This is a genomic window from Burkholderia sp. BCC1977, from assembly GCF_905339595.1.
GTDB lineage: Bacteria > Pseudomonadota > Gammaproteobacteria > Burkholderiales > Burkholderiaceae > Burkholderia.
The window spans coordinates 184,257-211,118 of the sequence record NZ_CAJPGQ010000001.1; the positions used below are offsets into that span (position 1 = coordinate 184,257).

The 26,862-nt window shown below is 69.9% G+C and carries 24 protein-coding genes; 15 read left to right on the forward strand and 9 right to left on the reverse strand.

The window, feature by feature from the left end:
• Positions 1-23: 23 nt before the first annotated feature.
• The gene (locus U5771_RS00870) at positions 24-902 is read right to left on the reverse strand and encodes an EamA family transporter (protein ID WP_322022397.1); all 879 of its coding nucleotides are present in this window, start codon (positions 900-902) and stop codon (positions 24-26) included.
• 264 nt (positions 903-1,166) lie between these two features.
• On the opposite strand from U5771_RS00870, the gene U5771_RS00875 reads away from it, so the two are divergent.
• Positions 1,167-2,048, forward strand: coding sequence for a pirin family protein (locus tag U5771_RS00875; RefSeq protein ID WP_322022204.1), 882 nt, complete (start codon positions 1,167-1,169; stop codon positions 2,046-2,048).
• 52 nt (positions 2,049-2,100) lie between these two features.
• On the forward strand, positions 2,101-2,949 hold the full coding sequence (trxA, locus tag U5771_RS00880; RefSeq protein WP_322022205.1) for a thioredoxin: 849 nt from the start codon (positions 2,101-2,103) through the stop codon (positions 2,947-2,949).
• A 102-nt stretch (positions 2,950-3,051) separates the two neighbouring features.
• On the opposite strand, the gene tcdA is transcribed toward trxA, so the two are convergent.
• Positions 3,052-3,909, reverse strand: coding sequence for a tRNA cyclic N6-threonylcarbamoyladenosine(37) synthase TcdA (gene tcdA, locus U5771_RS00885; protein ID WP_044848556.1), 858 nt, complete (start codon positions 3,907-3,909; stop codon positions 3,052-3,054).
• Between the two features lie 128 nt (positions 3,910-4,037).
• Between tcdA and pdxH the strand changes: the two genes are divergently transcribed.
• The 3 genes from pdxH (at position 4,038) to U5771_RS00900 (ending at position 7,382) form a co-directional block, all read left to right on the forward strand.
• Positions 4,038-4,682: a pyridoxamine 5'-phosphate oxidase gene (gene pdxH, locus U5771_RS00890; protein WP_322022206.1), complete on the forward strand. Its 645-nt coding sequence runs from the start codon at positions 4,038-4,040 to the stop codon at positions 4,680-4,682.
• Positions 4,683-4,815: 133 nt separating this feature from the next.
• Positions 4,816-6,036 carry a cyclopropane-fatty-acyl-phospholipid synthase family protein gene (locus U5771_RS00895; RefSeq protein WP_322022207.1) on the forward strand — a complete coding sequence of 407 codons (1,221 nt, stop codon included), beginning with the start codon at positions 4,816-4,818 and terminating at the stop codon, positions 6,034-6,036.
• 23 nt (positions 6,037-6,059) lie between these two features.
• Complete coding sequence (locus U5771_RS00900; protein ID WP_322022208.1) at positions 6,060-7,382, forward strand: DUF72 domain-containing protein; 1,323 nt, start codon at positions 6,060-6,062, stop codon at positions 7,380-7,382.
• A 54-nt stretch (positions 7,383-7,436) separates the two neighbouring features.
• Here the strand turns inward: U5771_RS00900 and msrA are convergent, their stop codons facing one another.
• The gene (gene msrA, locus U5771_RS00905; RefSeq protein ID WP_322022209.1) at positions 7,437-7,997 is read right to left on the reverse strand and encodes a peptide-methionine (S)-S-oxide reductase MsrA; all 561 of its coding nucleotides are present in this window, start codon (positions 7,995-7,997) and stop codon (positions 7,437-7,439) included.
• Positions 7,998-8,560: 563 nt separating this feature from the next.
• Here msrA and U5771_RS00910 point away from each other — a divergent pair.
• From U5771_RS00910 to U5771_RS00920, 3 genes are all read left to right on the forward strand, one after another.
• Positions 8,561-9,967, forward strand: coding sequence for a selenium-binding protein SBP56-related protein (locus U5771_RS00910; protein WP_322022210.1), 1,407 nt, complete (start codon positions 8,561-8,563; stop codon positions 9,965-9,967).
• Positions 9,964-10,629 (forward strand): hypothetical protein, encoded by a 666-nt coding sequence (locus U5771_RS00915; RefSeq protein ID WP_322022211.1) that lies wholly within the window; start codon positions 9,964-9,966, stop codon positions 10,627-10,629. Before U5771_RS00910 ends, U5771_RS00915 begins: the two co-directional genes overlap by 4 nt.
• A 328-nt stretch (positions 10,630-10,957) precedes the next feature.
• A complete protein-coding gene (locus tag U5771_RS00920) occupies positions 10,958-11,467 on the forward strand; it encodes a flavin reductase family protein (RefSeq protein WP_322022212.1) in 510 nt (169 codons plus the stop codon).
• On the opposite strand, the gene U5771_RS00925 is transcribed toward U5771_RS00920, so the two are convergent.
• Positions 11,454-11,954 carry an Lrp/AsnC family transcriptional regulator gene (locus U5771_RS00925; protein WP_044844460.1) on the reverse strand — a complete coding sequence of 167 codons (501 nt, stop codon included), beginning with the start codon at positions 11,952-11,954 and terminating at the stop codon, positions 11,454-11,456. The genes U5771_RS00920 and U5771_RS00925 overlap by 14 nt on opposite strands.
• 130 nt (positions 11,955-12,084) lie before the next feature.
• On the opposite strand from U5771_RS00925, the gene kynB reads away from it, so the two are divergent.
• The 3 genes from kynB (at position 12,085) to kynA (ending at position 15,038) form a co-directional block, all read left to right on the forward strand.
• On the forward strand, positions 12,085-12,726 hold the full coding sequence (gene kynB, locus U5771_RS00930) for an arylformamidase (RefSeq protein WP_322022213.1): 642 nt from the start codon (positions 12,085-12,087) through the stop codon (positions 12,724-12,726).
• A 39-nt stretch (positions 12,727-12,765) separates the two neighbouring features.
• The gene (gene kynU / locus U5771_RS00935; RefSeq protein ID WP_415859374.1) at positions 12,766-14,019 is read left to right on the forward strand and encodes a kynureninase; all 1,254 of its coding nucleotides are present in this window, start codon (positions 12,766-12,768) and stop codon (positions 14,017-14,019) included.
• 92 nt (positions 14,020-14,111) lie between these two features.
• The gene (gene kynA / locus U5771_RS00940; protein ID WP_322022399.1) at positions 14,112-15,038 is read left to right on the forward strand and encodes a tryptophan 2,3-dioxygenase; all 927 of its coding nucleotides are present in this window, start codon (positions 14,112-14,114) and stop codon (positions 15,036-15,038) included.
• A gap of 21 nt (positions 15,039-15,059) precedes the next feature.
• On the opposite strand, the gene U5771_RS00945 is transcribed toward kynA, so the two are convergent.
• The 4 genes from U5771_RS00945 to mdlC form a co-directional block, all read right to left on the reverse strand.
• On the reverse strand, positions 15,060-16,457 hold the full coding sequence (locus U5771_RS00945) for an MFS transporter (RefSeq protein WP_322022214.1): 1,398 nt from the start codon (positions 16,455-16,457) through the stop codon (positions 15,060-15,062).
• 280 nt (positions 16,458-16,737) lie between these two features.
• The gene (locus tag U5771_RS00950) at positions 16,738-17,691 is read right to left on the reverse strand and encodes a 2-dehydropantoate 2-reductase (RefSeq protein ID WP_322022215.1); all 954 of its coding nucleotides are present in this window, start codon (positions 17,689-17,691) and stop codon (positions 16,738-16,740) included.
• Positions 17,692-17,704: 13 nt separating this feature from the next.
• Positions 17,705-19,156, reverse strand: coding sequence for an aldehyde dehydrogenase (locus U5771_RS00955; RefSeq protein WP_322022216.1), 1,452 nt, complete (start codon positions 19,154-19,156; stop codon positions 17,705-17,707).
• Between the two features lie 29 nt (positions 19,157-19,185).
• Positions 19,186-20,802 carry a benzoylformate decarboxylase gene (gene mdlC / locus U5771_RS00960; RefSeq protein ID WP_322022217.1) on the reverse strand — a complete coding sequence of 539 codons (1,617 nt, stop codon included), beginning with the start codon at positions 20,800-20,802 and terminating at the stop codon, positions 19,186-19,188.
• Positions 20,803-20,901: 99 nt separating this feature from the next.
• Here mdlC and U5771_RS00965 point away from each other — a divergent pair, with 99 nt between their 5' ends.
• The 4 genes from U5771_RS00965 to U5771_RS00980 all read left to right on the forward strand — a co-directional run bounded on the left by U5771_RS00965 (position 20,902) and on the right by U5771_RS00980 (position 26,063).
• Entirely contained in the window at positions 20,902-21,813 is a 912-nt protein-coding gene (locus tag U5771_RS00965; protein ID WP_322022218.1) for a LysR family transcriptional regulator, read from the forward strand.
• A 174-nt stretch (positions 21,814-21,987) separates the two neighbouring features.
• Positions 21,988-23,382 (forward strand): D-arabinitol 4-dehydrogenase, encoded by a 1,395-nt coding sequence (gene dalD, locus U5771_RS00970; protein WP_322022219.1) that lies wholly within the window; start codon positions 21,988-21,990, stop codon positions 23,380-23,382.
• A 141-nt stretch (positions 23,383-23,523) separates the two neighbouring features.
• The gene (xylB, locus tag U5771_RS00975) at positions 23,524-25,005 is read left to right on the forward strand and encodes a xylulokinase (protein ID WP_322022220.1); all 1,482 of its coding nucleotides are present in this window, start codon (positions 23,524-23,526) and stop codon (positions 25,003-25,005) included.
• 59 nt (positions 25,006-25,064) lie between these two features.
• Positions 25,065-26,063: a sugar-binding transcriptional regulator gene (locus tag U5771_RS00980; RefSeq protein ID WP_322022221.1), complete on the forward strand. Its 999-nt coding sequence runs from the start codon at positions 25,065-25,067 to the stop codon at positions 26,061-26,063.
• 75 nt (positions 26,064-26,138) lie between these two features.
• On the opposite strand, the gene U5771_RS00985 is transcribed toward U5771_RS00980, so the two are convergent.
• Complete coding sequence (locus U5771_RS00985) at positions 26,139-26,852, reverse strand: LuxR family transcriptional regulator (RefSeq protein WP_322022222.1); 714 nt, start codon at positions 26,850-26,852, stop codon at positions 26,139-26,141.
• Positions 26,853-26,862 lie beyond the last annotated feature (10 nt).

A 26,862-nucleotide genomic window follows, 5' to 3' on the forward strand; every position in this document is an offset into this window, starting at 1 on the left:
GGCACGCGCTGCGTGCCGGCGCGTCACGACGCCGCGAAGCGGCGCACCAGCTTCCCGCCGAACACGTTCACCGCGAGCCCGCCCATCACGAGCGCGGCGCCGATCAACTGTGCGTCCGTCAGATGCTCGTCGAGCAGCAGCGCCGACGATGCGAGCCCGACGATCGGCACCAGCAGCGAGAATTGCGCGACCTGCGCGGCCGGGTAGCGCGACATCAGGCGGCTCCACAAGCCGTAACCGACGAGCGTCGCGACGAACGCGAGATAGACGACCGCGAAGATCGATGCGCCGTTGAGCCCGGCCAGCGCGGTCGCGATCCGCTGCGGCCCCTCGAACCACAGCGACAGCAGGAAGAACGGCACGGGCGGCACGAGGCTCGCCCACACGACGAGCGACACCAGGTTCGCCTTGCCGACCTTCTTCGTGACGATATTGCCGAACGCCCACATCGCGGCCGAGCCGATCGTCAGCAGGAAGCCCGCGAGCGTCATCGCGCGGCCGCCCTGCGCCGCGATCACGACGAGTCCGGCCGCGGCGATCGCAAGCCCGATCAGGCTCTGCACGCGCAGCCGCTCGCCGAGGAACAGCATCGCGAACACCAGCGTGAAGAACGCCTGCGACTGCAGCACGAGCGACGCGAGACCGGCCGGCATGCCGACGTACATGCCGGTGAACAGGAACACGAACTGGCCGAGCTGGATCGTCGCGCCGTAGAGGATCAGCATGCGCCACGGAATCTGCGGCCGGCGCACGAAGAACACCGCGGGCACCGCCGCAAGCGTGAAGCGCAGCGCGCCGAGCAGCATCGGCGGCATGCCGTGCAGGCCGACCTTGATCACGACGAAGTTCACGCCCCACGCCAGGATCACGACCAGCGCGAGCAGCAAGTCCTTCGGGGCCATCATCGGCGTCTCCTCAATTGTCGGATGTTTTTGAAGCCGATCAGTCTACCGGGTTTCGCCGGACGGCCCGATACCCGCGCGGCGCGCATGGAATCCGTCACGCGCGGCGACGGGGCAGCCGCAGCGGCGGCTGCGGCAGCAGGAAAACCGCATCGCGCGTATCCGCTCCCGCCGGACGGCGCTCGCGCCCCGCGCGTTGCGCGCGTCGCGGCCGTGCCGCCAGTACAATGACCGGCATTCCAGCCGCTCCCCGCGAGGCCCGCCATGACCGATCCGATCAAAGCCCTGCTGAAGCCGCACATCCGCGACATCGGCAACCTCCAGGTGCGCCGCACGCTGCCCGCGCTCGCCGCACGCCTCGTCGGCCCGTTCATCTTCTTCGATCACATGGGGCCCGCGACGCTGCCGGCCGGCACCGGGCTCGACGTGCGCCCGCACCCGCACATCGGGCTCGCCACCGTCACCTACCTGTTCGACGGCGCGATCCTGCACCGCGACAGCCTCGGCTCGCTGCAGGAGATCGTGCCGGGCGACGTGAACTGGATGACGGCCGGCCGCGGCATCGTGCACTCGGAGCGCACGCCCGACGCGCAGCGCGCGAGCGGCCATACCGTGCACGGAATCCAGACCTGGGTCGCGCTGCCGGTCGCCCACGAGACCACCGAGCCGTCGTTCGAGCACCATGCGGCCGACACGCTGCCGACGCGCAACGAGGACGGCGTGTCGCTGACGGTGATCGCCGGCGACGCGTTCGGCCTGCGCGCGCCCGTCACGACGTTCTCGCGCACGCTGTACGTCGCCGCGGAATTCGCGGCCGGCGGCCGCCTCGAACTCGACGCGTCGCACGAGGAGCGCGCGGTCTACGTGGTCGACGGCGACCTCGCGATCGACGGCACGCCGGTGCCGGCCGAGCGGATGGCCGTGCTCGCGCCGGGCGCCACCGTCACGCTCGCGAGCGGCAGCGGCGCACGCGCGATGCTGCTGGGCGGCGACAAGATCGACGGCGAGCGCTTCATCGAATGGAACTTCGTCGCCAGCAGCCGCGACGCGATCGAGCGCGCGAAACTGGCCTGGACGAACCAGGAAATGGGCAAGGTGCCCGGCGAAACGGAGTGGATTCCGCTGCCCGAATCGAAGCCGCGTTGAAAAAGAGGCGCGCCGCCCCCATCCTGACGACATTCGAACGGAAGAGAACGACATGGACACCACGCTTGCCACTTTCGAGAAAGACGTCATCGAGGCGTCGCTGGACACCCCCGTGCTGGTCGACTTCTGGGCGCCGTGGTGCGGCCCCTGCAAGACGCTCGGTCCGCTGCTCGAAAAGCTCGAAGCCGACTACGAAGGCCGCTGGAAGCTCGTGAAGGTGAACGTCGACGAGAACCAGGAGCTCGCCGCGCACTTCCAGACGCGCAGCATCCCGCACGTGATCGCGTTCGCCGACGGGCGCCCCGTCGACCAGTTCATCGGCGTGCTGCCGGAAGGCCAGTTGCGCGCGTTCCTCGACCGGCTGCTGCCCGCGCCCGACGAAGCCGAGCGCCGCGCCGCACAATACGCGATCGCCGAATCGCGCTACGACGATGCGCTCACCCACCTCGAAGCGGCGCTCGCGCTGAACCCCGGCTTCGACGACGCACGGCTCGACCTGATCGAACTGCTGCTCGCGAACAACCAGGTGGACGCCGCGCGCGCCGAGGCCGAGCGCCTGTCGCCGCAGACCGTGCAGGGCACCGATCCGCGCTACCAGGCGATCAAGACCCGTTTCGATGCGCTCGACGCGACGGCCGACCTGCCGCCGACCGACGCGCTCGAAGCCCGCATCGCGGCGAACCCCGCCGATCTCGAAGCACGCTTCGACCTCGCGCAGAGCCTGATCGCGCGACGCGCGTACGAAGGCGCGCTCGAGCAGTTGCTGGAAATCGTGTTGCGCGACCGCGCGTACGGCGACGACCTCGGCCGCCGCACGATGATCTCGGTGTTCGAGCTGGCGGGCGATCGCCCCGAACTCGTCGCCGCATGGCGGCGCAAGCTGAGCATGGCGCTCAACTGACGAACGACCGGCCGGGCCTCGATGGCCCGGCCGGATCGCCTGGTCGTGCGCGGCGCGTCTGCCGCGCCGCAACATTCCTTTGCGCGTCGACCGGTTTCCCGATCAGCCCGCGGCCCGCGCCGCGATCGCCCGCAGCGCATGCGCGGCGGCCGCGAAGCCGAAGCTCGCGGTCACGCACACGCTCGAACCGAACCCCGCGCAGTTGAGCCCCGCGACATGCGCGGCGGTGGACGGCTCCGCGCCGTCCTCGATGTCGCAAGCGGCCGCTTCCGGATAGATCAGCGGCTCGTCCGAATACACGGCGCTGACCTTGAAGCGCGCCTTCGGCCCGCGCGGAAAGCCGTGCTGCTTGCGCAACTGCGCGCGCACCTTTGACAGCAGCGGATCCTGGATCGTCAACGCGAGATCGTCGATGCGGATGCGCGTCGGGTCGAGCTGCCCGCCCGCGCCGCCGACCGTGACGAGCGGCTGCCCTTTCGCGACGCACCACGCGATCAGCGCGACCTTCGTGCGCACGCTGTCGATCGCGTCGATCACGTAGTCGAAGCCGCCGCCGAGCAGCGCGTCGAAGTTGTCGGGTTCCGCGAAATCCTCGATCCGGTTCACGCGGCACGCGGGATCGATCAGCGCGATCCGCTCGGCCATCGCGTCGACCTTCGGCTTGCCGTAATTGCCGTCGAGCGCGTGGATCTGCCGGTTCGTATTGCTTTCGGCGACGTTGTCGAGATCGATCAGCGTCAGCGTGCCGATCGCGCTGCGCGCGAGCGCCTCGGCCGTCCATGAACCGACGCCGCCGATGCCGATCACGGCGACGTGCGCGCCCTCGAACGCGGCGAGCGCAGGGGCGCCGTACAGCCGCGCGATGCCGCCGAAGCGGCGCTCGCGATCCACGTCAAGCTGGATTGTCGGGGTCGGGGTAAGATCAGAGGAACTGAGCGGGGCGGTGTCGGCAGCGGACATGGCGGCAAGGAAAACGTAAGTCGTGCAGCCCTCTATTTTGCCTGAACTCCCCGCCGGCACGCGCCACTGTGCACGCACGATTCTTGCGCGTTCGCTATACTGGCCCCAGATTGAAGCGTTTGCATAACATGACGACTCTCGCCGATCTCCGCATCAACTATTCGCGTGCTTCGCTCGACGAAGCCGATGCCGCCCCCGACCCCTTCGCCCAGTTCGATCGCTGGTTCAAGGAGGCGCTCGCCGCCAAGCTCCCCGAGCCCAACACGATGACGCTGGCCACCGTCGGCGACGACGGCCGGCCGTCGGCCCGAATCGTGCTCATCAAGGGCGTCGACGAACGCGGGTTCGTCTTCTTTACCAATTACGAAAGCCGCAAGGGCCGCGATCTCGCCGCCCATCCGCACGCGGCGCTGCTGTTCTACTGGATCGAGCTCGAGCGCCAGGTGCGCATCGAAGGCCGGATCGAGAAGACCAGCGCCGACGAAAGCGACCGCTATTTCGCGTCGCGCCCGCTCGGCTCGCGCATCGGTGCGTGGGCGTCCGAGCAAAGCGCCGTGATCGACAGCCGCGCGACGCTCGAAGCGCGCGAGAAGGACGTGGCCGAACGCTACGGCGAGAACCCGCCGCGCCCGCCGCACTGGGGCGGCTATCGCGTCGTGCCCGACGCGATCGAGTTCTGGCAGGGCCGCCCGTCGCGGCTGCACGACCGCCTGCTCTATACGCGCGACGCCGCGGCGGCGCCGGGCTGGACGATCTCGCGCCTGTCGCCGTAAGCCGAACCGCGGCCGCGGTGCCGGCGCTCGCCGGTCGTGTCTCGTGTTGCATCCGGGCGCCCGCCTCGCAAGCGGCGGGCGCCGGTCAAGATACTTGGCTGTATTCGATTCAACGAACAAACGGAGAATCCAAATGTTCTGGGAAAAGAAGCTGGCACAGTGGGCGGACGAAGTACGGGCGAAAGCGAACATACCGGCGCGCCTCGTGCTGTGGAACGGCGATCAACTCGATTTCGGCACCTTCAGCGCGCCGCAGGTCACGCTGAAGGTCAACAGCGCGTCGGCGTTGCCGCTCCTGCTCGAACCGAGCCTCGACAATCTCGGCGAGGCGTACGTGAAGGGCAAGATCGACATCGAAGGCCGGCTGTCGGACATCATCAACATCAGCTATTCGCTCGCGCGCAGCACCGTGACCAGCGCGAGCAAGCTCGCGCGCGTGAAGCGCTACTTCAATCACACGAAGAACACCGACAAGAAGGCGATCCAGTATCACTACGACGTCTCGAACGAGTTCTACCGGCTGTGGCTCGACGAGAACATGGTGTACTCGTGCGCGTACTTCGAGAACGGCGACGAGGATCTCGCGGCCGCGCAGGTCAAGAAGATCGACCACATCCTGACCAAGATCCAGCTCGAGCCGGGCCAGCGCCTGCTCGACATCGGCTGCGGCTGGGGCGCGCTCGTGCTGCGCGCCGCGCAGAAGTTCGGCGCGACGTGTCTGGGCGTCACGCTGTCGCAGAACCAGTTCGATCTCGCGACCGCGCGCGTGAAAGCCGCCGGGCTCGAGGACAAGATCGAGATCCGCCTGCAGGACTACCGCGAGATCGACGGACAGTTCGACCGCATCACGAGCGTCGGGATGTTCGAGCACGTCGGCCGCAAGAACCTGCCGCTCTATTTCTCGCGCGTGCACGACCTTCTGACCGACGACGGCATCGCGATGAACCACGGGATCACGTCGACCGACGCGGAAAGCGGCGAAACGGCGCTCGGCGGCGGCGAATTCATCGACCGCTACGTGTTCCCGGACGGCGAGCTGCCGCACATCAGCCTCGCGCTCGAAGCGGCGCAGCGCGGCGGGCTCGAGGCGATTGACGTCGAAAGCCTGCGGCGGCACTATGCGCGCACGCTCGAGATCTGGACCGAGAACTTCGAGGCGAAGGCGGACCAGGCACGCGCGCTCGTCGACGACGAGAAATTCCGCATCTGGCGCGTGTACCTCGCCGGTTGCGCGTATGCGTTCGAGCACGACGACGTGTCGATCTTCCAGATCGTGTGCCGCAAGGCCGGACGCAGCGCGAAAACGCTGCCATGGTCGCGACGCTATATGTACGAACACACGCTGCCGCGCTAGGCGGCACTTCACGCTGGGCATGCATGGGTGACGGCACGACGCGGCGCAACACGCCGCCGCAACGACAGCAGCGCGACGACACGGACGGGTCGCACGCCGACTGGCAGTTCGACCTGTTCGGCGGCGCGTCGCCCGACGACGCGCGCACGGCCGCGCCCGCGGACGACGGCCATCCTGCAGGCGCCGGCGCACACGTGACACCGGACGAGCACGACGCGGTGCAGCCGGCAAAGTCGCCTGCGCGCGCCGGCCGTGCATCGCCCCGCCCGTCCGCCGATCACGAACCTGAGCCGCCCCCCGCGTCCGGCCTGCTGTGGGACGAACCCTCCCCGCCGGCCGCGCCGCCGAAGCAAGGCCGGCGCCGGCGCGGCGTGCCGCCCGCACCGGTTTCCGCGGAAGTCGCCGACGCGGCGGCCGCGCTGCCGCCAAACGTGCGGCTCGGCACGTCGTCGTGGTATTTCCCCGGCTGGGACGGCATCGTCTACGACGGCGATTTCGCGCAAACCAAGCTGTCGCGCGAAGGGCTCGAGGCGTACGGCGCGCATCCGCTGCTGAAGAGCGTGAGCCTCGACCGGTCGTTCTACGGGCCGCTGTCGGTCGCCGACTACCTGCGCTACGCGCAACAGGTGCCGGACGACTTCCGCTTCGTCGTGAAGGCGCCGGCATCCGTCACCGACGCGGTCGTGCGCGGCCGGCGCGGCGAGCCGTCCGGGCCGAACCCGACCTTCCTCGACGCGCAGCTCGCCACCCGGGAATTCGTGCAGCCGTGCCTCGAAGGGCTCGGCCGGAAGGCCGGCGTGCTGGTGTTCCAGTTTTCACCGATGCCCGATCAACTGCTCGCCGACCCGGCCGCGCTGATCGACCGGCTGTCGGCGTTCTTCGCGGCACTGCCGCCGCTGTCGCCGGATGCCGACGGCACGCGCTATGCGATCGAGATCCGCGACGCGAGCCTGCTCACGCCGCGCTTCATCCGCGCGCTCGCGGCGCTCGGCGTGCGCTACTGCGTCGGCCTGCATGCGCGGATGCCCGACCCGCTGCGCCAGGCGGCCGCGCTCGCGCTGCTCGACGGCGATGCGCCTGGCCCGCTGATCGTGCGCTGGAGCCTGCATGGCGGGTTCAAGTACGAACAGGCGAAAGCGAAGTACGAGCCGTTCGACAAGCTCGTCGACGAGGATCCGGCCACGCGCTCGGCGCTCGCCGCGCTGGCCGCGCGCTACGCGCTGGCCGGACAGCCGGTGATCATCACGATCAACAACAAGGCGGAAGGCTCCGCGCCGCTGTCGTGCGTCGCGCTCGCGCGCGAGATCGCCGCCGCGTGCGCGCACTGGCGCAACGAGGCGGCGTAGGGGTCGCGGCGCGGGTGCCCGCGCCGCTGGCTGGCTGACGGACTGACGCGCCGCTCACGCGCCGCGCAGCGACTTCAGCCGGTGCGAGAACTTCTGGCGGAATTTCGCGAGCTTCGGCCCGATCACGACCGAGCAGTAGCCCTGCCCCGGATTGCGCGCGTAATAGTTCTGGTGATAGTCCTCGGCCGGCCAGTAGTTGTCGTCGAGCGGCACGACCTGCGTGACGATAGGCTGCCCGAACACCTGCTCGCGCTCCAGTTCGCGGATCACGTCGAGCGCGACGTCGCGCTGCGCATCCGAATGCGTGAACACGGCCGATCGGTATTGCGTGCCGACGTCGTTGCCCTGCCGGTTCAGCTGGGTCGGATCGTGCGTCGCGAAGAATATCTCGAGGATCTCCCGATAACCGATGCGCGCCGGATCGAACGTCACGTTCACGACCTCCGCGTGCCCGGTGTCGCCGTCGCAGACGTCGCGATAGCCGGGATTGCGCGTATGGCCGCCCGCATAGCCCGACTGGACGGCCGTCACGCCGTCGACGTCGAGAAACACGGCCTCCGTGCACCAGAAGCACCCGCCGCCCACAGTCGCGGTTTCAAGCATCTCGTTCACCATGAAATCATTACCTCGTTGATGACGGCGGCCGGCACGCGCTCGCGCGCCGGCGCCGCCGGTCCGTATCGCCGCTGCCCGGTTGCCCGGTGCGCAGCGGCAGCGTTCAAGTATCTCACTCGCGCGCGAATCCGGCTGAACCGCACGCGCGCCGCACACCACCGGCCGCACGTTTCTCGACTACACTTAGGCACGCTTCGCCGCGACGGCACACCGTCCGGCGCCACGCAGCGTCCGATGCATGCCCGCCCTGATGCCTACATCATCTGCCGGAACATCGCTATGCACGCCTCAGCAGAAATGGTCCGCCTGGCGGGCCCGACCGCCGGTGCCCCGCGCGCCGTCGCTGCCCCCGCACCCTCGCATCACCGTGCGCCCGTTACGCCGCATGCGCGGCGACCCGGTGCACCGCGTTTCCCCGCTTTCCCGATCTGATGCACCGCACCGCGCGCCCTGCCGACGCGCGCGGCCGCCGGCGCATGCGCGTCATGCAACCTGTTCGACCCGCACGTCCGCAGTGAACGGCCGTGCATCCTTGATCCGATACAACCGAGAGAGGCACTACGATGAGCATGCGGCCTGACCCGACATTTCACGCTTCGCCGGCACTTGCGATGCAGGCGCCGGCGGAGGAATTTGCCTATACGTTGTTGCTGAGCCCCGATTTTTCCAGGCCCGACGCGCTCGCCGTGATCGACGTGAAACCCGGCTCGGCGACCTACGGCAAGATCGTGCACACGGTGACGATGCCGAATACCGGCGACGAATTCCACCACTTCGGCTGGAATGCGTGCTCGTCGTCGCTGTCGCCGCTGACCGGTCACGCGTTCCTCGAGCGCCGCTTCCTGATCATCCCGGGCCTGCGCTCGTCGCGCATCTACGTGATCGACACGAAGCCGCATCCGACGCAGGCGCGCATCCACAAGATCATCGAGCCCGACGAGGTTTTCGCGAAGACCGGCTATTCGCGGCCGCACACGGTGCATTGCGGCCCCGAAGGCATCTACGTGAGCACGCTCGGCGGCGCGGGCAAGGACGGCACCGACGGCGCGCCCGGCATCTTCATCATGGACTGCGAGACCTTCGACGTGCTCGGCCGCTGGGAAATCGACCGCGGCCCGCAGGACAAGCATTACGACTTCTGGTGGAACCTGCCGCGCGACTACATGGTGTCGAGCGAATGGGCGCTGCCGCCGCAATTCGAGCACGGCATCGTGCCGGAAGACCTGCTCGCGAACCGCTACGGCCACCGGCTGCATTTCTGGGACCTGCGCGCGCGGCGCAACGTGCAGACGATCGATCTCGGCGCGCAGCACCAGATGGCGCTCGAGGTGCGGCCCGCGCACGATCCGGTGCGCGAATACGGGTTCGTCGGCGTGGTGGTCGACACGACCAATCTCGAAGGGTCGATCTGGACCTGGTGGCGCGAGGACGGCCAGTTCCATGTGAAGAAGACCGCGACGATTCCGCCCGAACCGGCCGCCGCCGACGAGTTGCCGCCGCTGCTCAAGGGATTCGGCGCGGTGCCGCCGCTCGTGACCGACATCGACCTGTCGCTCGACGACCGTTTTCTGTACGTGTCGTGCTGGGGCACGGGCGAGATGCGTCAGTACGACGTGTCGGACCCGCATCACCCGGTGCTCGCGGGGTCGGTACGCATCGGCGGGATCGTGCGCCGCGCGCCGCACCCGAACGGCCGCGCGTTCGCGGGCGGCCCGCAGATGGTCGAGATCAGCCGCGACGGCCGGCGCGTGTACTGGACCAACTCGCTCTACTCGACGTGGGACGACCAGTTCTATCCGGACGGCGTGCCGGCCGCGCAGGTGCTCGCGCATGCGGGCCCGGACGGCGGGCTGACGCTCGCCGACGATTACCGGGTCGACTTCCCCGACGGCTATCGCGCGCACCAGATCCGGCTCGAAGGCGGCGACTGCTCGACCGACTCGTTCTGCTATCCGTCGGTCAAGCGTTGAGCGCCAGCCTCTCCGCGCCGCTCGCGCTGTGGGCGGCCGTGCTCGCGAGCGGCGTCTATCACGGGCTCAATCCGGCGATGGGCTGGCCGCTCGCGGTGTCGAACGCGCTGATGACGCGCCGCGGCGGCGCGCTCGTCGCCGCGCTCGGCTATCTCGCGCTCGGTCATGCGCTCGCGGTATTCACGGTGATGCTGCCGTTCGGGCTGCTCGCCGCGCTGCTCGCGTGGCAGTCGGCGATCCGGATCGGCGCGAGCGCGCTCGTGATCGGCTTCGGCGCGGTGCTGCTGATCCGGCGGCGCCATCCGCGCGCGCTCGCGCGGATTCCGCCCGCGCGGCTCGGGCTGTGGTCGTTCGCGGTGGCGCTCGCGCACGGTGCGGGGCTGATGCTGGTGCCGATTTATCTCGGGCTCTGCGGGCTCGACCCGGACATCGGCCATCGCGCGGCGGCCACGCTCGTCGACGCGCATCTCGGGATGGCCCTCGTCGTCGCGGCAGTGCACGCGGCCGCGATGATCGGCGCGGGCGGCACGCTCGCGTGGCTCGTGTACTGCTATCTCGGGCTGAAGTTCGTCGCGCGGAGCTGGTTCAACCTCGATGCCGTGTGGGCGTCGAGCCTGATCCTGACCGGTGCGCTGTCGCTCGGCCTGGCGGCGGCGGGCTAGCGCGCGAGCGGCTACTGGCGCGGCGGTCGCGCGCGATTCAGGGTGTGGCGGATGGCGCGCCCCGTGGCCGGACCGCCGACCGCGCGCAACAAAACGCGACAGAAACGCCGCCGCGGGCCCAATTGCAGCGCCGCGCGCCAGTGTTCGCTACCTCACGCTGGCCCCGCAATGCACCGTCCGCATGGGCCCGGCGGTCGCGATTCCGCTAAAATCGCGCCATGCGCACCACTTCCCGACCGACCGCCCTGGCCTTGCCGCCTTTCGTCCGCCGCGCCCCCCGCACCCGCCGCGCGCCGCGCCTGTCCGTTTCGATCCGGATGGCCGCCCGATGAAGCATGCCACCCCACCCGATTTCGACTCGGCCGCCTTTCGCCAGGCGCTCGGCCAGTTCGCGACCGGCGTCACGGTCATCACGACGCGGGCGCCGTCCGGGCAGTTGATCGGCATCACCGCGAGCTCGTTCAACTCGGTGTCGCTCGATCCGCCGCTCGTGCTGTGGAGCCTCGCGCACAAGTCGGCGTCGACGCCGGTGTTCCGCAGCAACAGCCATTACGTGGTGAACGTGCTCGCGGCGTCGCAGCTTGACCTGTGCAAGCGCTTCTCGACCTACAAGGGCGACCGCTTCGAAGGGATCGCGCACGCAGCCGGCAACTCGGGGATGCCGGTGCTCGACGGTGCGCTCGCGTGGTTCGAATGCCACAACCGCAGCCGCTACGACGAAGGCGACCATGTGATCTTCGTCGGCGAAGTGGAACGCTGCGGCGTGCGTGACGTGGCGGATGCCGCACCGCCGCTCGTGTTCCACGGCGGCGGCTTCCACGGCCTCACACCGCTTTGATCGCCCCCATGCGCGCCAGCCCGACCGGCGCGCCCGCTTCGTCCTTCAGCGTCTGCAGCACGATGTTCGACCGGATGTCCATCACGCCCGGCGCTTTGTAGAGCCGGTTCAGCACGAAATCCGAATAGTGCTTGAGGTTGTGCGCGAGCACGCGCAGCAGATAGTGGCTCTCGCCCGTCACGACGAACGCGCCGACCACCTCCGGCCATTCGCGCAGCGCTTCCGCGAAGCGCTCGTGCCATTGATTCTCTTCGTTGCGCATCGACACCTGCACGAACGCCTCGAGCTCGAAGCCGAGCTTCTCGCGGCTCAGGCACGCGCGATAGTGCTCGATCACGCCCTGCTCCTCGAGCAGGCGCATGCGGCGCAGACAGGCGGACGGCGAAAGCGAGATCCGTTCCGCCAGGTCGAGATTGCTGATTCTGCCCTCCTCCTGCAGTACCGCCAGAATCCGGCAGTCGGTGGCATCGAGCGTGATCGCGTGCATTTTTGGTCCCCATTTTCCCTCTGAGTCGAATTATCTGCCAATCCGGCGGATTGTCCATGTTTATTTCGCAAGCACTTTCTGCGAGCGTCCACCTATCATTCGAAGCATCGATTCACCGACTCGTCATGCCATGGACACACTCTGGGACATCTCGCCGCCCGTCAGCCCCGCCACCCCCGTGTGGCCGGGCGATACGCCGGTTTCCGTCGAACGCGTCTGGCGGATGGAGGCCGGCTCGCCGGTCAACGTCGCGCGCCTGACGCTGTCGCCGCATACCGGCGCGCACTGCGACGCGCCGCTCCACTACGACGCCGACGGCGCGCCGATCGGCGCGGTGCCGCTCGACACCTATCTCGGCCCGTGCCGCGTGATCCACTGCATCGGCGCGTCGCCGGTCGTGCGCCCGGCCGATATCGAGGCCGCGCTCGCCGGCGTGCCGCCGCGCGTGCTGCTGCGCACCTATGCGCGCGCCAGCGTCGAGCAATGGGACGGCGGCTTCTGCGCGGTCGCGCCCGACACCGTCGACCTGCTCGCCGCGCGCGGCGTGAAGCTGATCGGCATCGACACGCCGTCGCTCGACCCGCAGGAATCGAAGACCATGGATGCGCATCACCGCGTGCGCGCGCACCGGATGGCGATCCTCGAAGGGATCGTGCTCGACGAGGTGCCGCCCGGCGACTACGAACTGATCGCGCTGCCGCTGAAGTTCACGACGCTCGACGCGAGCCCCGTGCGTGCGGTGCTGCGCGCGCTGCCTGGCCGATCCGCCTGATTAATCGAACCCTGACCCGTGAATCACTGACCCGACATCATGATCAAGACCCGTGAAGACGCGCTCGCCCTCGACCGCGACGACCCGCTCGGCGCGCTGCGCGACCAGTTCGCACTGCCCGACGGCGTGATCTACCTCGACGGCAACTCGCTCGGCGCGCAGCCGCGCGCATCGGCCGCCCGTGCGCAACAGGTGATCGGCGCCGAATGGGGCGAAGGCCTGATCCGCAGCTGGAACACCGCCGGCTGGTTCGCGCTGCCGCGCCGCCTCGGCGACAAGCTCGCGACGCTGATCGGCGGCGCGCCCGGCGAAACCGTCGTGACCGACACCATCTCGATCAACCTGTTCAAGCTGCTGTCGGCGATGCTGCGCCACCAGGCCGAGCGCGCGCCGGAGCGCCGCGTGATCGTGTCGGAGCGCTCGAACTTCCCGACCGACCTGTACATCGCGCAAGGGCTGATCGAGCAGCTCGGCGGCGGCTACGAACTGCGCCTGATCGTCGATCCGGCGGACCTGCCCGACGCGCTCGGCGCGGACACGGCCGTCGCGATGATCACGCACGTGAACTACCGCACCGGCTACATGCACGACATGCCGGCCGTCACGCAGCTCGTGCACGATTCGGGCGCGCTGATGCTGTGGGATCTCGCGCACTCGGCCGGCGCGGTGCCGGTCGACCTGAACGGCGCGCATGCGGACGGCGCGGTCGGCTGCACGTACAAGTACCTGAACGGCGGCCCCGGTTCGCCGGCGTTCGTGTGGGTGCCGCAGCGCCATCACGCGCACTTCTCGCAGCCGCTGTCGGGCTGGTGGGGCCACCGCGCGCCGTTCGCGATGCAGCCGGGCTTCGCGCCCGATCCGGGCATCGCGCGCTTCCTGTGCGGCACGCAACCGATCGTGTCGATGTCGATGGTCGAATGCGGGCTCGACGTGTTCCTGCAGACCGACATGCACGCGATCCGCCGCAAGTCGCTGGCGCTCACCGACGCGTTCATCGCGCTCGTCGAGGCGCGCTGCGCGGGCCTGTCGCTGAAGCTCGTCACGCCGCGCGCGCATCACCAGCGCGGCTCGCAGGCGAGCTTCGAGCATCCGCACGGCTACGAGGTGATGCAGGCGCTGATCGCGCGCGGCGTGATCGGCGACTACCGCGAGCCGTACGTGCTGCGCTTCGGCTTCACGCCACTCTATACGCGCTTCGTCGACGTGTGGGATGCCGTCGAGACGCTGCGCGACATTCTGGCCACCGATGCGTGGAAGGCGCCCGAGTTCGCCGAGCGCGGCGCGGTGACCTGATCGGCGTCGCCCGGCGCGCGCCGCCGCGACGTGCGGATGGCGCGCCGCGCCCCCGTCATTCAAATCTGGAGAAAGTCGTGAATTCTGGTCATATGCAGCCACCCGGCGACGATGCGCCGGCGGGCTGCCCGTTCTCGGGCGCACGCGCGGCCCAACCCGTCCACGAAGCACCGCACGTGCCGGGCGATGCCGCGGCGCCAGCCGGCTGGCACGACGCGCAGCTCGATTTCTCGAAGTCGATGAGCTACGGCGACTACCTGTCGCTGAATGCGATCCTGGACGCGCAGCATCCGCTGTCGCCGGATCACAACGAGATGCTGTTCATCATCCAGCATCAGACGAGCGAGCTGTGGATGAAGCTCGCGCTGTTCGAGCTGCGCGGCGCGCTCGACGCGGTGCGCGGCGACGCGCTGCCGCCCGCGTTCAAGATGCTCGCGCGCGTGTCGCGGATCCTCGAGCAGCTCGTGCAGGCGTGGAACGTGCTGTCGACGATGACGCCGTCCGAGTATTCGGCGATGCGGCCGTATCTCGGCCAGTCGTCGGGCTTCCAGTCGTACCAGTATCGCCAGCTCGAATTCCTGCTCGGCAACAAGAACGTGCAGATGCTGCAGCCGCATGCGCACCGGCCCGAGATTCTCGAACAGGTGCGCGCGACGCTCGAGGCGCCGTCGTTCTACGACGAGGTCGTGCGCCTGCTCGCGCGGCGCGGTTTCCCGATCGCGCCCGAGCGGCTCGAGCGCGACTGGACGCAGCCGATGCGGCACGACGAAACGGTCGAAGCCGCGTGGCTCGAGGTCTATCGTCATCCGCAGCAGCACTGGGAGCTGTACGAGATGGCTGAGGAACTCGTCGATCTCGAGGATGCGTTCCGCCAGTGGCGCTTCCGTCACGTGACGACCGTCGAACGCATCATCGGCTTCAAGCAGGGCACGGGCGGCACGAGCGGCGCGCCGTATCTGCGCAAGATGCTCGACGTCGTGCTGTTCCCGGAGCTGTGGCACGTGCGCACCACGCTGTAACGCACGTCGTGCGCCCGCGCGTCACGACGACGTGCGGGCCAGCTCCTCCCCGTCGCGCGGCACCGCCCGCTCGCGCGTGAGCCGCGGAATGTGCCGCCGCATCGCGAGCAGCGCGATGCACACCACCCCCATCGCGACGGCCAGCATCGTCAGGTACGCCGTCGCGCCGCCCGCGGTGATCACGACCGCGCCCGCGAACGCGCTGAGGATCGCGCCGAGCCGGCCGAACGCGAGCGCGCTCGCGGTGCCGGTCGCGCGCACCGCCGTCGGGTAGATGTACGCGCACAGCGCATACATCGTCGACTGCACCGCGTTGACGAACAGCCCGTGCAGGCCGAGCCCGACGATCAGCCAGCCCGTGTGGCGTCCCGCATCCACGCCCATCAGCCACACGGCGCTCACCACGCCGCCGATGCTGCACAGTGCGAGCGGCCAGCGCGAACCCGCATGCGCGATCGCCCATGCGCACAGCAGCGCACCGATCACGCCGCCGAGGTTGTACGCGGTGAGTCCCGAGCCCGCGACCGACACGCTCAGCCCGCTCGCGGCCAGCATCGTCGGCAGCCAGCTGAATGCCGCATATACGGCGAGCAGGCACATGAAGAACGCGCACCACAGCGCGATCGTGTCGCGCGCCTGGCCGGCGCCGAACAGCGCGCCGAACCCGCCGCGCGCGCCGGGCGCGCGCGCGTCGCGCAGATCGGTGAACGCGGTGCCGGGCGCAACCGGCCGCTGCATGCGCGCGAGCAGCGCACCGAGTTCCGGCCAGCGCGCGGGGCGGCGCGCCAGGTAGCGCGGCGATTCGGGCAGCGCGCGCACCAGCACGAAGCCGAGCACGAGCGGCAACGCGCCGCCCGCGAAGAACAGCCCGCGCCAGCCGTAGCGCGGCAGCACCTCGTGCGCGAACAGACCGGCCAGCATGCCGCCGAGCGGCACGCAGACGATCGTCGCCGTCACCATCATCGTGCGGCGCCGCGCGGGCGTGTATTCGGCCGTCATCGTCGTGGCCGTCGGCAACGCGCCGCCGATCCCGAGCCCCGCAATGAAGCGCAGCACCGCGATCGCCGCGACATCCGGCGCGAAGCCGATCGCGCAGGTCGCGACGCCGAACAGGAACACGCTGCCGATCACGGCCTGGCGGCGGCCGAAACGGTCCGCGACGATCCCCGCGCACGCGCTGCCGATGCCCATCCCGACCAGCCCGGCGGCCACCGCGGGCGCGAACGCGCCGCGCGTGATCCCCCATTCGCGGATCAGCACCGGAATCGCGAAGCCGATCAACTGGCCGTCGAAGCCGTCGAGCACGATCGCAAGCGCGGCGAGCAGCACCACGCAACGCTGCATCGTCGTGAACGGCCCGTCGTCGAGGGTCGCGCCGATGTCGACCGGGGGCGGCTGCAATCCGTCGCGCGTGCTCATGCGACCTCCCGTGCGGCACGCGTCAGCGGCATCGGCTGCATCGGCGGCAAGGCGCGCGAACGGCGCGCGGCAAGACAACGGCATTTGCTGATTTTCATGGCGTCTCCAGTTGTCCGGGCTGGCGCTTACGCGTGCCCGGATCTCGTGCTGCACGGTCGGTCGACGCCCCTGCATCGGCCCCGACCCCGCATCCTGTCCAATCCTTCCCGATCCGGCGACATCGCCGGCATGCGGCGCGGCCGTATCGTCGTGCGGCGCAAGCCGGCCGCCGGCCCGATGCTCAGTCGCGCCGCGCGTCGATCAGCCTGACGAGCGCGAGCAGCGTATCGGTATGCGGCACCGCGACGCCCGTCTCGCGCGCCGCCGCGACGACCTGGCCGCTGATCGCGTCGATCTCGGTGCGGCGGCCCGCGAGCACGTCCTGCAGCATCGACGGCCGATGGCCGCGATGCGCGTGGATCGCATGCTCGATGTTGCGCGCGATGCGTTCGCCGTCCACGGCGATGCCTTTCGCGCGCGCGACGGCGGCCGTCTCCGCCGCGATCGCGAGCGCGAGCCGCGGGCCGTCAGGTTCGCGGCCGAGCTGGTCGACCGTGCAGCCCGTCGCCGCGCACAGCGTGTTGAGCGCCGCGTTGAACGCGACCTTTTCCCAGATCGCGGCCCACACGTCGGCATCGAGCGCACACGCGAGCCCGGCACGCGACAGCGCGTCGGCCACGGCCGCCGCGAACGGGCGCGCCGCGCCGTCGGCCGTCATCATGCGGATCGTGCCCGCACCGTGCGAGCGCACGTGTCCGGCCCCGGCGAAATCGGCCGGCCACGTCGTGACGCCGACCAGAATGCGCTCGAGCGGCACGAACGCGTTCAGCGTCTCGACGTTGCCGAGGCCGTTCTGCAGCGTCAGCACGAACGTTTGCGGCGTCAGCAACGCGCGCACGCCGTCGAGCGCCGCCCGCGTGTGCAGCGATTTCGTGAAAACGATCAGCAGGTCGAACGGTGTGTCGGGCGATGCGCCTGCCGCCGCACTCGCCCCATTCACCGCTTCCGGCCGTACGGCCTGCAACGCGCGGATGCGGCGTTCGCCGCGATCGTCGTCGATACGCAGCCCGTCGCGACGGATCGCATCGAGATGCGCGTCGTTCACGTCGATCAGCGTGACGGCCTCGCCGTGCTCGGCCAGCAGCCCGCCGAACAGCGAACCCATCGCACCGGCACCGAGAATCGCAATCCTCATCGTCGGCGCCCCCTCAGAACGGATAGTGGCGCGGCGCGGTCTGCACGGTGATCCAGCGCAGGTCCGTGAACGCGGCGATGCCGGCCTTGCCGCCGAAATGGCCGAAGCCGCTGTCCTTCACGCCGCCGAACGGCATCTGCGCCTCGTCGTGCACGGTCGGGCCGTTCACGTGGCAGATGCCCGATTCGATGCGCGCCGCGACACGCATCGCGCGTGCGACATCGCGGCTGAACACGGCCGACGCGAGCCCGAGCGCGTTGTCGTTCGCGCAGCGGATCGCGGCCGCCTCGCCGTCGACCCGCACGATGCCCTTCACCGGCCCGAACGATTCCTCCGCATAGATCCGCATCGCGGGCGTCACGTGATCGAGCAGCGTCGCCGGGAACAGCGTGCTGTCCGACTTGCCGCCGCAGCGCAGCGTCGCGCCGTGCGCGAGCGCATCGTCGATCAGCGCGTTGCAGCGCTCGACGGCCTTCATGTCGATCAGCGAACCGAGCACGGCGGGCCCGCGACGCGGATCGCCGAGCGGCAGCGACGCGGCCCTGGCCGCGAGCTTCGCGACGAACGCGTCGGCGATCGCCACGTCGACGATGATCCGCTCGGTCGACATGCAGATCTGTCCGGAATTCGCGAACGCGCCGAATGCGGCCGCCGCGACCGCCGCGTCGAGATCGGCATCATCGAGCACGACGAACGGCGCCTTGCCGCCCAGTTCGAGCACCGACGGTTTCAGATGGCGTGCGCACGCTTCGGCGACGATCCGCCCGACACGCGTCGAGCCGGTGAAATTCACGCGGCGCACGGCCGGATGCGCGATCAGGGCATCGACGACGGCGCCCGCATCCTCGGGGGCGTTCGTCACGAAGTTGACGACGCCCGGCGGCAGCCCGGCCTCCTGCAGCGCCTCGACGATCAGCCCGTGCGTGACCGGGCACAGTTCGGAGCCCTTCAGCACGACCGTGTTCCCGCACGCGAGCGGCAGCGCGAGCGCACGCGTGGCGAGGATCACCGGCGCGTTCCACGGCGCGATGCCGAGCACGACGCCGGCCGGCTGCCGCACCCCCATCGCGAGCGAACCGGGCACGTCGGACGGGATCAGTTCGCCGCCGATCTGCGTGGTCAGCGACGCGGCCTCGACGAGCCCGCTCGCGGCAAGGTGCACGTTGAAGCCGGCCCACAGCGCCGATGCGCCGGTCTCGGCCGCCATCGCGGCGACGAACTGCTCGTGCTTCGCTTCGAGCGCGGCGGCGGCCTTCAGCAACAGCGCGCGGCGCGCGCCGGGGCCGAGCGCGGCCCATTCGGGAAACGCGCGGGCGGCCGCGTCGGCCGCCGCGCGCGCATCGTCGACCGTGCCCGCGGGCGCGGCCGACGCGACTTCGCCGTCGAGCGGGTTGCGGCGCACGAAGGTCGCGCCGCTGGACGAATGGCGGCGTTCGCCGCCGATCAGCATCGATACGGTTTGCATGGATTCTCCGGAACGACGCGCCACGCGCGTCAGGCAACCTCGACGTCGATGACGACGGGCGTATCGGCCCGCAGCGCATCCGTCAGCGTGTCGTGCAGGCGCGCGGCGTCGGCGACGCGGATGCCGCGGCACCCCATCCCCTGCGCGAGCGCGACGAAATCAAGATCGGGCAGATCGGTGCCCTGCACCGGATCGTCGGGGCCGAAGCCGAACACGGGCGCGAAGTCCTGCAGCGCCGCGTAGCGGCGATTGTTCAGGATCACGAACGTGATCGGCAACTTCAGTTGCGCGGCGCTCCACAATGCCTGGATCGAATAGAGGCTCGACCCGTCGCCGATCAGCCCGATCACGCGCCGCCCCGGCTGCGCGAGCGCGACGCCGACCGCGGCCGGCATCCCGTAGCCGAGCCCGCCGCTGTCCATCGTGTAGAACGTGCCGCTGCGCGTGAACGGCAGGTGCGCCTGCATCACCGGCCGCGCGCTCGGCGCTTCCTCGACGACGATGTCGTGCGCGTCGCGCACGTCGGCGAGCGTCTGCAGTACGAATGCCACCGACATCCGTTCGCCGGCGGCCGGCGCTTCGGCGCGCGGGAGCGGCGGCCGCGGCGCGGGCATCGGCCGCTCGGGAGGCGCCGGCCGGGCCAGCAGGTCGCGCGCCGCGAGCCGCAGGTTGCCGACGACCGCGTCGCCCGACGGCGTCCACGCGGCGATGCCGGGATCGTCGACGAGCTGCACGAGCGTGGCGCCCGGCGGCACGTGCGGGCCGAAGCCCTCGATGTGATAGGTGAACGCGGGCGCGCCGAACGCGAACACGAGGTCGTGCCCGTCGAGCCGCGCGACGATCTTCTCGCGGATCGCGGGCAGGAAGCCGGCGAACAGCGGATGGTCCTCGGGAAAGCTGCAGCGCCCCGACATCGGCGCGACGTACACGCTGGCCCGGTGCCGCTCGGCGAGCCGCACGACGTCATCCCACGCGCCGGCGCGGTCGACGGCCGCGCCCACGACCAGCGCCGGACGCCGCGCGGCATCGAGCGCGTCGCCGAGCCGCGCGAGCGCATCGGGGTCGGGCCGCACGACACTGCTCACGTCGCGGCGCGGCAGCAACTCGGCCGGCTGGTCCCAGTCGTCGACCGGGATCGACACGAACACCGGCCCGCGCGGCTCCTGCATCGCGATCCGGTACGCACGCGCGATCGCGGCCGGCACGTCCTGCGCACGCGCGGGCTCGATGCTCCATTTCACGTACGGCTTCGGCAGCTCGGCGGCCTGCGTCGCGCCGAGGAACGGATCGAACGGCAGGATCGCGCGCGCCTGCTGGCCGGCGGTGACGATCAGCGGCGTGCGGTTCCTGAACGCGGTGAACAGGTTGCCCATCGCGTTGCCGACGCCGGCCGCCGAATGCAGGTTGACAACCGCCGCATTGCCGGTGGCCTGCGCGTGACCGTCCGCCATCCCGACCACGACGGCCTCCTGCAGGCCGAGCACGTAGCGGAAATCGGCGGGGAAATCGCGGAACATCGGCAGCTCGGTCGAGCCGGGATTGCCGAACACGCGATCGATGCCGAACTGGCGAAACAGGTCGATGACGGCATCGCGGACGGTGATCGGGGCTGCCGGTGCGGCGGAATGGAACGGGGTGCCGGACATGCTCGGGCGTCTCCTGGGTGGCTTGGCGATTTCCACAGTATCGAAGCGCGAGTCATTCACGGATACTGTATTTTCTGCGAAAAGCCATTACGGTTCGGCATGACTTTCGATCTTCGACAATTGCGTGCGTTCACGACCATCGTCGCGTGCGGCAGCCTCGGCCGCGCGGCCGACGCGCTGCACGTGACCCAGCCGGCGCTGAGCCGGATCCTGAAGCGGCTCGAGGACCAGGTCGGCGCGCCGCTGTTCGAGCGCCATTCGAAAGGCGTGCAGCTGACCGCGTTCGGCGAGGCGCTGCTGCCGCACGCGACGCTGCTGCAGCACGAGGCCGAGCATGCGCGCGAGGAACTCGACGCGATGCGCGGCTTCGCGAAGGGCACGATCAAGGTCGGCACGGTGGGCAGCATCGCGAGCCTCGTCTTGCCGGTCGCGGTCGGCCGCGTGCTCGACCGCTGGCCGAACCTGCGCGTCGAGATCCTCGAAGGCGTGTGGGACCGGCTCGCGGAAGGGCTGAACAAGCACGAGATCGATCTCGCGCTGTCCGCGCACGGGCCCGACACCGACGAGATCGTCGCGATTCCGGAGTGCCGCTGGGAAGATCGCAGCCATATCGTTGCGGCACCGCACCATCCGCTGCGCGCGCTCGGCCGCGCGCCGACGCTCGCCGACACGCTGCACGCGCGCTGGGCGATTCCGCCGCGCGGCACCGCGCCGTTCGACCACATGCGCGCGACCTTCGACGCGCACGGGCTCGCGCTGCCCGACATCGCGGTCGAGACGCGCTCGGTCACGACGCTGAAGAGCCTCGTCGCGCATGCGGGCTTCCTGAGCTGGATGCCCGAACCGATGTACGGCGCCGAGCAGCGCGCCGGCACGATCGACACGCTGCCGGTGCGCGAGGTCGTCGCGGTGCGCACGCTCACCGCGTTCCGCCGCCGCCACGGAATCCTGCCGGGGCCGGCCGGCAAGCTGCTCGAGGAACTCGTCGCACTGACGCGCGACGGACGCTGACGCCCGCCCCCGCTGTCGACAAGTCGCGCAAGCGACACGCGCGACGCCGCAGCGCACCATCGAAATGCCGTGTCCCCGCCTTGACTTTCGCTCGCCCGAATACGATCATTCGCTCACACAAAGAGCAAATGATCGTATTCGACCGAAAAGACTGGCACGAACAGGAGACACCGGATGAGCGAATCGTCCTCCGCCCGCGCACCCGTGCTGCTGCACATCGGCGCAGGCTCGTTCCACCGCGCGCATCAGGCGTGGTATCTGCATCGCGCGAACGCGGCCGTGCCGGCCGGCGAACGCTGGTCGCTGATCGTCGGCAACATCCGCGACGACATGCGCGCGACGATGGACGCGCTCGCCGCCCAGCACGGCGCCTACACGCTCGAAACCGTCACGCCGCAGGGCGAGCGCGCCTACGAGACGGTCCGCGCGATCTCGCGCGTGCTGCCGTGGTCGATCGATCTCGCCGCGCTGATCGACGCCGGCGCCGACCCGGCGTGCCGGATCGTGTCGTTCACCGTCACCGAAGGCGGCTACTACCTCGACGAACACAACCGGCTCGACCTCGCGAACGCCGATCTCGCGGCCGACCTGCAGGGCGCGCGCACGACGCTGTACGGCGCGCTCGCGGCGCTGCTCGCCGAGCGCGTGAAGCGCGGCGCGGGCCCGCTCACGCTGCAGAGCTGCGACAACCTGCGCAACAACGGCGCGCGCTTTCGCGCGGGCATGCGCGAATTCCTCGAACGGCGCGGCGAAGCCGGCCTGCTCGCCTGGTTCGATGCGAACGTCGCGACGCCGAGCGCGATGGTCGACCGCATCACGCCGCGCCCGACCGCGGACGTGCGCGAACGGGTGCGCGCGGCCACCGGCGTCGACGACGCGTGTCCGGTGATGGGTGAATCGTTCATCCAGTGGGTAATCGAGGACCGCTTCGCGGCCGGCCGGCCGCGCTGGGAGCTGGCCGGCGCGGAACTGGTCGACGACGTGCACCCGTACGAGGAAGCGAAGATCCGCATCCTCAACGCGACGCACAGCTGCATCGCGTGGGCCGGCACGCTCGCGGGCCACACGTATATCCACGAAGGCACGCACGACGCGGCGATCCGCCGCTTCGCGCACGACTACGTGACGCGGGACGTGATCCCGTGCCTCAGCCCGAGCCCGCTCGACCTCGAACGCTACCGCGACGTCGTGCTCGAACGTTTCGGCAATCCGTACGTGCTCGACACGAACCAGCGCGTCGCGGCCGACGGCTTCTCGAAGATTCCCGGCTTCATCGCGCCGACGCTCGTCGAATCGTTCGCGCGCGGCGCGGCGCCGGTCGCCACCGCCGTGCTGCCGGCGCTGTTCCTGCGCTTTCTCGAACGCTGGGCGCGTGGCTTGCTCCCGTATCCGTACCAGGACGGCGTGATGGACGACGGCGCCGCGCGCGCGATCGTCGAAGCCGACGATCCGGTCGTCGCACTGTGCGCGAGCCGCGCGCTGTGGGGCTCGCTCGCCGGCAACGCGGCGCTGTTCGAGGCGCTGCGCGCCGGGCTCGCGCGCGTCGACGCGTGGCTCGCGCAGCGCTGATGCGCGGCGGCCCGCGGCCCGCGGCCCGCAGCCCGGATACGCGGCTGCCCGCGCGCGGCCGCGCATCCGGGCGAACCTGCGTTGGCTGCACGCCCGCGTGCGGCTAAAGTAGCGGCTCCTCACTGACGGAACGGATCGCTCATGTATCTCGGCATCGACCTCGGCACCTCGGAAGTGAAGGTGCTGCTGCTTGCTCCGGACGGCACCGTGGTCGGCACCGCCGGCACGCCGTTCAGCGTGTCGCGGCCGCATCCGCGCTGGGCGGAACAGCATCCGGACGACTGGTGGCAAGGCACGCTCGCCGCGCTCGCGGCGCTGCGCGAACGGCATCCGCAGGCCTTCGCGCAGGTGCGCGGCATCGGCCTGTCGGGCCAGATGCACGGCGCGGTGCTGCTCGGCCGCGACGATCGCGTGCTGCGCCCCGCGATCCTGTGGAACGACATGCGCTGCGCCGACGAGTGCGCGCTGCTCACCGAACGCGCACCCGATCTCCACGCGCTGGCCGGCAATCTCGCGATGCCCGGCTTCACCGCGCCGAAGCTGCTGTGGGTCGCGAAGCACGAACCCGACGTGTTCGCCGCGACGGCCTGCGTGCTGATGCCGAAGGACTACCTGCGCTTCCGGCTCACCGGCGCGAAAGTGTCCGATCCGTCCGACGCGGCCGGCACGCTGTGGCTCGACGTCGCGCGCCGCGACTGGTCCGACGCACTGCTCGCCGCGTGCAACATGACGCGCGACCAGATGCCCCGCATCGTCGAAGGCAACGCGCCGTCCGGCACGCTGCGCGCGGATCTCGCGCGCGAGCTCGGGCTGTCGGAGGCCGTCGTGGTGGCGGGCGGCGGCGGCGACAACGCGACGAGCGCGCTCGGCATCGGCGCGATCCACCCGGGCGACGGCTTCGTGTCGCTCGGCACGTCGGGCGTGCTGAGCGTGGTCGGCGACCGCTTCCTGCCGAACTCCGCGTCGGCCGTGCATGCGTTCTGCCACGCGATTCCCGATCGCTGGCAACTGATGAGCGTCGTGCTGTCGGCCGCGAGCTGCCTGCGCTGGGTCTGCAAGCTGACGGGCACCGACGAGCCGGCGCTGCTCGCCGAAATCGAGGCGCTCGACGCGGACGCGCTCGCGACGGCGCCGCTGTTCCTGCCCTACCTGTCCGGCGAACGCACGCCGCACAACGATCCTTATGCGCAGGGCGTGTTCTTCGGGATGACGCATGCGACCGAACGCGCGCATCTCGGCTACGCCGTGCTCGAAGGCGTGACGCTCGGCCTCGCGGACGGCCTCGACGCGTTGCACGCGGCCGGCGTCGAAACCGACCGGCTGTCGCTGATCGGCGGCGGCGCGCGCAGCGCGTTCTGGGCGCAACTGATCGCCGACGCGCTGAACGTGCGCACGCGCCAGCACGGCGGCGGCGAAACGGGTGCGGCGCTCGGCGCGGCGCGGCTGGGCTGGCTCGCCGTCGGCGGCGATCCGCATGCGGTGCTGACCAAGCCGCCGGTGCGTGCCGAATACGCGCCCGATGCCGCCCGTCACGCGCTGCTGCGCGAGCGCCTCGACGCGTTCCGCGCACTGTATCGGCACGTGCGCCCGCTTTACGAACCGTCGCGCGCGCGACTCGCGTAAGCGCCGCCGCGGCGACGCGCCGTGGCCGTCGGCCGCGCGCCCGGCATGCGTTACAGTGGATGCCGTTGCGCCGCCTGACGGCCGGCCCAGATCCGAACCGAACCGCTATCGTGTCCAAGTCCTCAGAAAAACTCGATCTCGCCACGCGTGCCGCGTGGCTCTACTACGTCGCGGGCGATACGCAGAACGAAATCGCCGAGAAGCTGCAGGTGTCGCGCCCGGTCGCGCAGCGCCTCGTCGCGTTCGCGGTCGAGAAGAACCTGATCCGCGTGCGCGTCGATCACCAGCTCGCCGACTGTCTCGACCTCGGCGCGCAGCTGTCGAAACGCTATGGGCTCGCGATGTGCGAAGTCGTGCCCGTCGATGCCGATGCGCCCGATGCGATCGACCGCAAGCTCGCGGTCGCCGGCGCGCAGGTGATGGAGCGCTACCTGAACGAAACGCGGCCGATGGTGATCGCCGTCAGCAGCGGCCGGACGCTGAAGGCGGCGGTCGCGCAGATCGCCCAGATCGAGCGGCCGCAGCACCGGCTCGTGTCGATGGTCGGCGCGATCGCGGCCGACGGCTCGTCGAACCGCTACGACGTCGCGCAGTACATCTCCGAGAAAACCGGCAGCAAGCACTTCCTGCTGCCCGCGCCGCTGTTCGCCGACAGCGACGCCGAGCGCGCGCAATGGTGCAATCACCGGCTGTACCGGATCGTCGACGCGCTGTCGGCGCAGGCCGACGTCGCGTTCGTCGGGGTCGGCAACATCGGCCCGCACTGCCCGCTCTACGAGGACGGCTTCATCACCGAACAGGAACGCGACGAGATGACCGCGCTCGGCGCGGTGGCCGAACTGCTCGGCGTGCCGATCGATGCCCAGGGCAAGCTGATCGACGTGTCGACCAGCGCGCGCGTGACGAGCGTCGCGCTCGATACGCCGCCGAAGCGTCCGACGATCGCGTTCGCCGGCGGCCCGAAGAAACGCGATGCGGTGATCGCCGCGCTGCGCGGCGGCTGGTTGTCCGGGCTCGTCACCGACGAGACGTGCGCGAGGGCGGCGCTGGAAGCGTAGCCGGCGTGCCGGCTTCCCCTCACCGCATGCGGTCACCGCACACCGGATCGCCGACGCTTCCGGACGAACCGGAGATCACTGAAGAAACCCGAGCATCGTGGCCTTCATCACGGCCTCCGCCTTGTTGGCCGCACGCAGCTTGCGCATCACGTTCATCAGGTGAAACTTCGCGGTCCGGTCGTAGATGGACAGAATCAATCCGATATCGGCATACGTCTTGCCTGCAGCCGTCCATTTCAGCACCTCCTTCTCGCGCGCCGTCAGCGTCTGGCACACCTCGGGCATCGCCGTGGCGACGACGAGACGCGTCATCGCCCGGTGAGCCAGCGTCGTCAGCCACAGCACGTATGGCTCTTTGAACAGGAGTTCGTCCCGGAGGATCGGCGCGGATTTCCTCAGCAGCGACAGCAAGCCGATCGTGCCGAACTGCCCGCGCAGCGGCATGCTCCACGCGTGACGAAACCGCTGCTGCATCGGATCGCCCCAGAAATCCGCCGCCTCCCCGCTAACGGCGGACCACAGGAACGGCATGGTTTCCCGCAACCCGCGTTGCACGGCCGGATCGGTCCTGAAGCCGTCGCGCTCGACGTAGCTCCGGATCCACGTGTCCGGGCAATCGGAAAAGATGTAGTTCCGCGGGTTCGAGATCGGCAGTGGAATGCGCATCACATAGTAGAAATGCTCGAAGCCAAGCTCGCGCGTCACGTACGTCATGCGCTCGACCAGCTCCGATTCCGAATTCAGCTCGGAAAACATGTTTCCATAGCACATGCTCGAATGGTTCGTCATTTTCTCGCCT

Bases quoted from the DNA above. Each gene is read 5' to 3' on its own strand.
- U5771_RS00920 (WP_322022212.1), top strand. From the start codon at position 10,958: ATGAAGCATGCCACCCCACCCGATTTCGACTCGGCCGCCTTTCGCCAG.
- trxA (WP_322022205.1), top strand. From the start codon at position 2,101: ATGGACACCACGCTTGCCACTTTCGAGAAAGACGTCATCGAGGCGTCG.
- U5771_RS00910 (WP_322022210.1), top strand. From the start codon at position 8,561: ATGAGCATGCGGCCTGACCCGACATTTCACGCTTCGCCGGCACTTGCG.
- U5771_RS00895 (WP_322022207.1), top strand. From the start codon at position 4,816: ATGTTCTGGGAAAAGAAGCTGGCACAGTGGGCGGACGAAGTACGGGCG.
- U5771_RS00870 (WP_322022397.1), bottom strand. From the start codon at position 902: ATGGCCCCGAAGGACTTGCTGCTCGCGCTGGTCGTGATCCTGGCGTGG.
- U5771_RS00965 (WP_322022218.1), top strand. From the start codon at position 20,902: ATGACTTTCGATCTTCGACAATTGCGTGCGTTCACGACCATCGTCGCG.
- kynU (WP_415859374.1), top strand. From the start codon at position 12,766: ATGATCAAGACCCGTGAAGACGCGCTCGCCCTCGACCGCGACGACCCG.
- kynB (WP_322022213.1), top strand. From the start codon at position 12,085: ATGGACACACTCTGGGACATCTCGCCGCCCGTCAGCCCCGCCACCCCC.
- U5771_RS00985 (WP_322022222.1), bottom strand. From the start codon at position 26,852: ATGACGAACCATTCGAGCATGTGCTATGGAAACATGTTTTCCGAGCTG.
- mdlC (WP_322022217.1), bottom strand. From the start codon at position 20,802: ATGTCCGGCACCCCGTTCCATTCCGCCGCACCGGCAGCCCCGATCACC.
- U5771_RS00925 (WP_044844460.1), bottom strand. From the start codon at position 11,954: ATGCACGCGATCACGCTCGATGCCACCGACTGCCGGATTCTGGCGGTA.
- dalD (WP_322022219.1), top strand. From the start codon at position 21,988: ATGAGCGAATCGTCCTCCGCCCGCGCACCCGTGCTGCTGCACATCGGC.
- U5771_RS00980 (WP_322022221.1), top strand. From the start codon at position 25,065: ATGCCGTTGCGCCGCCTGACGGCCGGCCCAGATCCGAACCGAACCGCT.
- U5771_RS00900 (WP_322022208.1), top strand. From the start codon at position 6,060: ATGGGTGACGGCACGACGCGGCGCAACACGCCGCCGCAACGACAGCAG.
- U5771_RS00945 (WP_322022214.1), bottom strand. From the start codon at position 16,457: ATGAGCACGCGCGACGGATTGCAGCCGCCCCCGGTCGACATCGGCGCG.
- U5771_RS00875 (WP_322022204.1), top strand. From the start codon at position 1,167: ATGACCGATCCGATCAAAGCCCTGCTGAAGCCGCACATCCGCGACATC.
- U5771_RS00955 (WP_322022216.1), bottom strand. From the start codon at position 19,156: ATGCAAACCGTATCGATGCTGATCGGCGGCGAACGCCGCCATTCGTCC.
- tcdA (WP_044848556.1), bottom strand. From the start codon at position 3,909: ATGTCCGCTGCCGACACCGCCCCGCTCAGTTCCTCTGATCTTACCCCG.
- kynA (WP_322022399.1), top strand. From the start codon at position 14,112: ATGCAGCCACCCGGCGACGATGCGCCGGCGGGCTGCCCGTTCTCGGGC.
- msrA (WP_322022209.1), bottom strand. From the start codon at position 7,997: ATGGTGAACGAGATGCTTGAAACCGCGACTGTGGGCGGCGGGTGCTTC.
- U5771_RS00950 (WP_322022215.1), bottom strand. From the start codon at position 17,691: ATGAGGATTGCGATTCTCGGTGCCGGTGCGATGGGTTCGCTGTTCGGC.
- xylB (WP_322022220.1), top strand. From the start codon at position 23,524: ATGTATCTCGGCATCGACCTCGGCACCTCGGAAGTGAAGGTGCTGCTG.
- pdxH (WP_322022206.1), top strand. From the start codon at position 4,038: ATGACGACTCTCGCCGATCTCCGCATCAACTATTCGCGTGCTTCGCTC.